This window comes from Candidatus Bipolaricaulota bacterium (assembly GCA_021159055.1).
Taxonomy (GTDB): Bacteria; Bipolaricaulota; Bipolaricaulia; order UBA7950; family UBA9294; genus S016-54.
Genome location: JAGGSO010000009.1, coordinates 1 through 5,055 on the forward strand (window position 1 = coordinate 1; position 5,055 = coordinate 5,055).

Sequence of the window (5,055 nt, forward strand, 5' to 3'; positions counted from 1 at the left end):
AGCGGCATAAAGTCCTGATCTACACACCATTTTCTCGTTGACTTGACAAACGGCGTCGCCCCGGTCAAAATATGAATGAATATTCATTCAGCAACCCGGAGGCGCGTATGCGACAGGAAGCAAGCAAGGCGGAGCTGATTCGTCAAGCGGCGGTGCGGGTTTTCTCGCGCAAGGGGTTCTACAAGGCCCGAGCGGAGGAGATCGCGCAGGAGGCAGGGGTCGCCGTGGGGACGATCTACAACTACTTCGCCAATAAGGAGGAGATCCTCCTCTCAATATTTCAAACCGAGTTTGAAGAGCGGATAAAACTCTTCCGTGAGCTCTTGGAAAGAAACCTCTCGCTCCCTGAGATAATTCAGCGCATCCTGGAGGCACACTTTGCCCTCCTCAAGCAGAGGGGGGGGCTTGCTCGGGTTCTGGTGCGCGAGCGGTTCAATCCAGGCCCCGGGTTCGAGGAACAGTCGATCGAGCTCTACCGGGAGATGACCGGACAACTTGAGAAAATCATCTCTATCGGGATAAAGCAGGGAGTGGTCCGTCCGTGTCACCCACGGATCGTAGCCAACGCCCTGATCGGGGTGGTGGAGTCGATCAGCGTCTGTGCGATGACCTCTCCGGAAGAGGAGATAGACGGGCTGTTGCAGGAAGCACCGCATGAGCTTGCGGAGCTAATATGGAACGGACTCAAGAAAGGAGGAAACGATGACAAGTAAGAAAGTGATGGTACTCGTTACGGTAGGACTATTGCTGTTCGTAGGGATTGCCGCGGCGGGGCAGCAGGCCCCGGAGCCGCAGGGGGAGAAGGTGCGCCTCCTCCTCGTCGACGAGACGAAGACCTTCTCCTCGACGATGCGGGTGGGAATCCTCGCCGGGATCCTGAAGAAGAACCCTCTCTTCGCGGTGGACGTGAAGATGGTAGAGGTGGAGTCAAGCTACGTCGATCCCCTTGCGGGGAGCGAACCGGAAGCGCAGACCTACGATATCATCCTGATCGTCCCGCGCGGGATCGACAATGGATCGGTTCACCAAATCTGGATCGTCACCCGCGGGTTCAATGAACTTTCCCCTCCAGTAACCGGGGCGATCGAAGCACTCGAGGGAATCGTCGGAAAGATGTTCGCAAAAGTGGCGGTCCCGACCGATGTGAACGATGACCTTTTCCCTGGATTCTTATCGGCTCTCTACGTTAATGAAGGTTGGCTATAATGAAGAAGCTTGTCACCTGGATCGTCGATCATCCGTGGGTGGTGATCGGGGCGGTAGTGCTGATCACGATCGGGGCTCTGGTCGCCATCCCACACATCAGCACACAGACGAATTTTGAGGACTACCTGTCGAAGGACGACCCGGCGGTGGCGGCGATGGACCGCGCCGAGGACCGCTACGGGAAGCAGACCTTCTTCATGGTGAGCGTCGTCGCCCCGGACACGATCTTCAAGACCGAGACGCTGGAGAAGATCGTGGCCATGCGGAAGGAGTTCGAGGATATTCCCGGGGTGAAAGAGGCCAAGGGGCCGATCAACTCCCAGGTTATTGTCGGTACGGAGAACTCGCTCCTCGTCGGACCGGCCGCTCCCCATAAGGAGGTACCGAAGACACCGGAGGCGATGGCCGAATACCGTGACAGGGTAATGAGCAGCAACATGCTGCGGGGCTATATCGTCTCCGAAGATGGGAAGGCGGCGACGATCTCAATCAAACTGAAGAAGGATGCGGACGAGAAAGCGATCGCCAGGAAGGTGATCGAGATCGTCGATCGCTACAAGGGCGGTCCGGAGAAGATCTACATCGCCGGGATGCCGTACATGAGCGTCGTCCTCTCCGACTCGATGAGCAAGGACCTGCGGGTGCTGTTTCCGATCGCCATCCTGGTGATCATCATCGTGCTCTACTTCAGCTTCCACAGCCTTCGCGGTGTCCTCCTCCCCCTTTCCGTCGTCCTGCTGAGCGCGGCATGGGCGATGGGGGCGATGGCCCTGGCGCACGTTCCGATGACGATCATGTCGTTCATCATGCCGGTGATCCTGCTGGCGATCGGGATCGCCTACTGCATCCACGTGTTGAACAAGTACTACGAGGAGCTCTCCCTCGGAAAATCGAAGCGGGAGGCGGTGATCGAGACCACCATGATGATGGTCTCTCCGGTGTCGATGACCGGGCTGACCACCATCGCCGGGTTCCTCTCACTCTTGAATTCGTTCCTCATCCCGCAGCAGCAGTTCGGGCTGTTCACCGCGCTCGGGGTGCTGGTGGCGATGGTACTATCCCTTGTCCTGATCCCGGCGCTGCTCTCTGTGATGCCGGTCGCCAAGCGGAAGATGAAGATCCGAGAAGGATGGCTCAGCAAGGGGTTGGGAGCATTTGAACACGTGGTCGCCCACTACCCGAAGGCCGTCGTCGTCCTGTCGGTGGTGATCATCATCGTCTTCGGATTCGGCACCACCAAGGTCAGGGTGGAGACCCAGGAGAAGGAATTCCTCGGCAAGGACCACCCGGTCGTGCAAGCCATGGATGTGATGGACGACTACTTCTCGGGAAGCGGCCAAGTGATCGTCGAGTTCGACACCGAAAAACGGAACGGGCTCAAGGATCCGAAGCTCCTGCAGCGGATCGTGAAGTTTGAAGAGTGGTTGAAGACAAAGCCGGGGGTGAAGATCAACAAGACGATGTCGCTCGCCGACATGGTGTGCGAGATGAACCAGAAGTTCCACGCCGACGACCCGAGCTACTACAGGGTCCCCGATGATCCGAAGCTGACGGCTCAACTCCTTCTCCTGTTCACCTTCCAGGGCGGGGACCTGGGAAGTATGGCCCTCGGCGACTTCTCCGCCGGTGAGGTGATAGGGATGTACTCCTCAGCGGTCGGGAGCAACGAGATGGTTCAGCTAGCGAAGGATGTGCAGGCCTATCTCGACGAGAACTTCCCCGACGTGCACGTGGAGATGGTCGGACCGACCCGCCTGGCGGGGAGCATGATGTCGAAGATCGTCAAGAGCCAGATCACGAGCCTGCTCACCGCGATGATCGCGGCAGGGTTGATCGTCGCTCTCCTCATGCGCTCGCCGGTCGCCGGGCTGATCAGCATCATCCCGCTCGTCCTCACCATCCTCATCACCTTCGGGGTAATGGGGTTCACCGGCACTCCGCTCGACATGTCGACCCTGATGATCTCATCGATCGCGATCGGGATCGGGATCGACTACGCGATCCACTTCATGGAGCGTTTTCGCAAGGAGTACCGGAAGGAGAGGGACGAGAGACGAGCCCTTGAGGCTACGGTTCAAACGACCGGCCGGGGGATCGCGTTCAACGCGATCGCGCTCGCTCTGGGATTTGGGGTTCTTCTCTTCTCGTCGTTTAAGGGTACGTCCAATTTCGGGCTGATGATCGCGGCAACGATGGTGATCAGCGCCCTAGCGGCGTTCACCACGATACCGGCGATTCTCGTTTTATGGAAACCGAAGTTCCTCACGGCCAATGGCTGGAAGAGAAAGGAGGTGGTTACAACTAGAAAAGTCGCGGAGTCTGAACTGATAAACGTTGAACCTGCCGGGGCGGATGCACCCGACTCTGAGCAGAAAAAAGGGAACAATAACTCATAATAGGAGGGATATGATGAAAAAGTCTACACTACTTGCGTTGGTAGCCGTTGCGCTAGGCGTGGTCGTCCTCGGAGGGGTCGTCTACGCCGCTGATCTCACCGGAAATCAGATCCTGCATAAGATGGTCGATCACCAGGATGAGATCATGAGCGGCAGCATGATCATGACGATGAAGCTCGAGAACGTCTACTCGGATGGGACGAGCGGAGAGAACGTGTTCTCCGGTATCACTAAGCGCTCGACCGACCCGAGCGTGCCGGACAAGGCACTGATATACTACAAGGAGCCGGAGGATGTGAAAGGGACGATCTTCCTTGCCATCACACCGGATGAGGGAGACTCCCGCATGTGGCTCTATCTACCTGCCCTGGGGAGCGCAAAGGAGCTCGTCAGTGAGGAGCAGGAGCAGAGCTTCGCCGGGAGCACCTTCTCCTACAAGGACATCGGGAGTGCGTCCAGCATAGAGGACGACTATGACGCTGAGCTGATCGGGGAAGAGGCCGTGACGGTCGCTGGAAAGTCCTACGACTGCTACGTGCTCAAACTGACCGCCAAGCCCGATGCAGATGTGGATTACCCGACACAGAAGATCTGGGTCTCCAAGGACTTCTGGACGTCACTCAAGGGCGAGAGCTACAACGAAGACGGGAAGCTCGAGATAACGATGGAGGTTGTCAAGCTGGGGAAATTCGAGGGGAACGTTGTGCCGGACGAGATGTTCAGCAAGAACGTCATCGAAGGGAACTCGACCAGGATGATATTCCTGGAGCGGAAGCGCCCGGCAAGCGAGATTCCTGATTCGGTATTCGACCCGAACAACCTCGCCTCGTTCGATCCGAGTGCCTACGGCCTGTAACCAGGTCGCCCCTCTACGCATCGCGCCCCTGGGGCTTCGGCTCCGGGGGCGTTTTTTTTACAGCCAAGGGACGATGTTCGAGTCGAGGAGCTTGTTCGGGTAGCCGGTGTAGCGGATCACCCCATGGCGGTCGATGAGGAGGGTATGAGGCACCGTCCACACCTTGTATTTTGCGGTCACTTGGTCGTCTCCCTTGCGCGGGTCGTCCCACAGGTTGATGAAATCGGAGTAGCCGTTCTGGTCGAGATAGGACTGGGTCGCCGCCATGTTCCAATCAGGGGTGACGAGGACGACCACCAGGCCGTCGTCCTTGTACCGCTCGTACAGCTCCTTGAGGTGGGGCATCGTCGCCCGGCAGTGGGGACAACCGACCCGCCAGAACTCGAGGATCACCACCTTCCCGAGGTAGTCAGATAAGGAGTGCACCTTACCAGCGGCGTCGGTCAGGGAGAACTCCGGGGCGGCGTTTCCTACATTGAGTCCGACTGGGACGGCGGCGCGGGCGAACTCGGGGACCGAGGGAGCAGATACGGTCCCGTCCGCAGCGATGGTCACCGTCTCGGTGGCGGTCGCGGTGGCATGAGCGGTGTCGAACAC

At 58.4% G+C, this 5,055-nt stretch carries 5 protein-coding genes; 4 read left to right on the top strand and 1 reads right to left on the bottom strand.

The window, feature by feature from the left end; translation table 11 throughout:
- Positions 1-107: 107 nt before the first annotated feature.
- From J7J55_00570 to J7J55_00585, 4 genes are read left to right on the top strand one after another with little or no spacing between them, the layout of a single operon-like run.
- Positions 108-713 carry a TetR/AcrR family transcriptional regulator gene (locus J7J55_00570; GenBank protein ID MCD6141209.1) on the top strand — a complete coding sequence of 202 codons (606 nt, stop codon included), beginning with the start codon at positions 108-110 and terminating at the stop codon, positions 711-713.
- Positions 703-1,206: a hypothetical protein gene (locus J7J55_00575; GenBank protein ID MCD6141210.1), complete on the top strand. Its 504-nt coding sequence runs from the start codon at positions 703-705 to the stop codon at positions 1,204-1,206. Before J7J55_00570 ends, J7J55_00575 begins: the two co-directional genes overlap by 11 nt.
- Complete coding sequence (locus J7J55_00580; GenBank protein MCD6141211.1) at positions 1,206-3,602, top strand: RND family transporter; 2,397 nt, start codon at positions 1,206-1,208, stop codon at positions 3,600-3,602. The genes J7J55_00575 and J7J55_00580 overlap by 1 nt, the downstream gene beginning before the upstream one ends.
- 13 nt (positions 3,603-3,615) lie before the next feature.
- Complete coding sequence (locus tag J7J55_00585) at positions 3,616-4,458, top strand: outer membrane lipoprotein-sorting protein (protein ID MCD6141212.1); 843 nt, start codon at positions 3,616-3,618, stop codon at positions 4,456-4,458.
- Positions 4,459-4,515: 57 nt separating this feature from the next.
- Here the strand turns inward: J7J55_00585 and J7J55_00590 are convergent.
- Positions 4,516-5,055, bottom strand: a 540-nt coding sequence (locus J7J55_00590) for a TlpA family protein disulfide reductase (protein MCD6141213.1), incomplete at its 5' end; no start/stop codon positions are given.

Bases quoted from the DNA above. Each gene is read 5' to 3' on its own strand.
- J7J55_00570 (MCD6141209.1), top strand. From the start codon at position 108: ATGCGACAGGAAGCAAGCAAGGCGGAGCTGATTCGTCAAGCGGCGGTG.
- J7J55_00575 (MCD6141210.1), top strand. From the start codon at position 703: ATGACAAGTAAGAAAGTGATGGTACTCGTTACGGTAGGACTATTGCTG.
- J7J55_00580 (MCD6141211.1), top strand. From the start codon at position 1,206: ATGAAGAAGCTTGTCACCTGGATCGTCGATCATCCGTGGGTGGTGATC.
- J7J55_00585 (MCD6141212.1), top strand. From the start codon at position 3,616: ATGAAAAAGTCTACACTACTTGCGTTGGTAGCCGTTGCGCTAGGCGTG.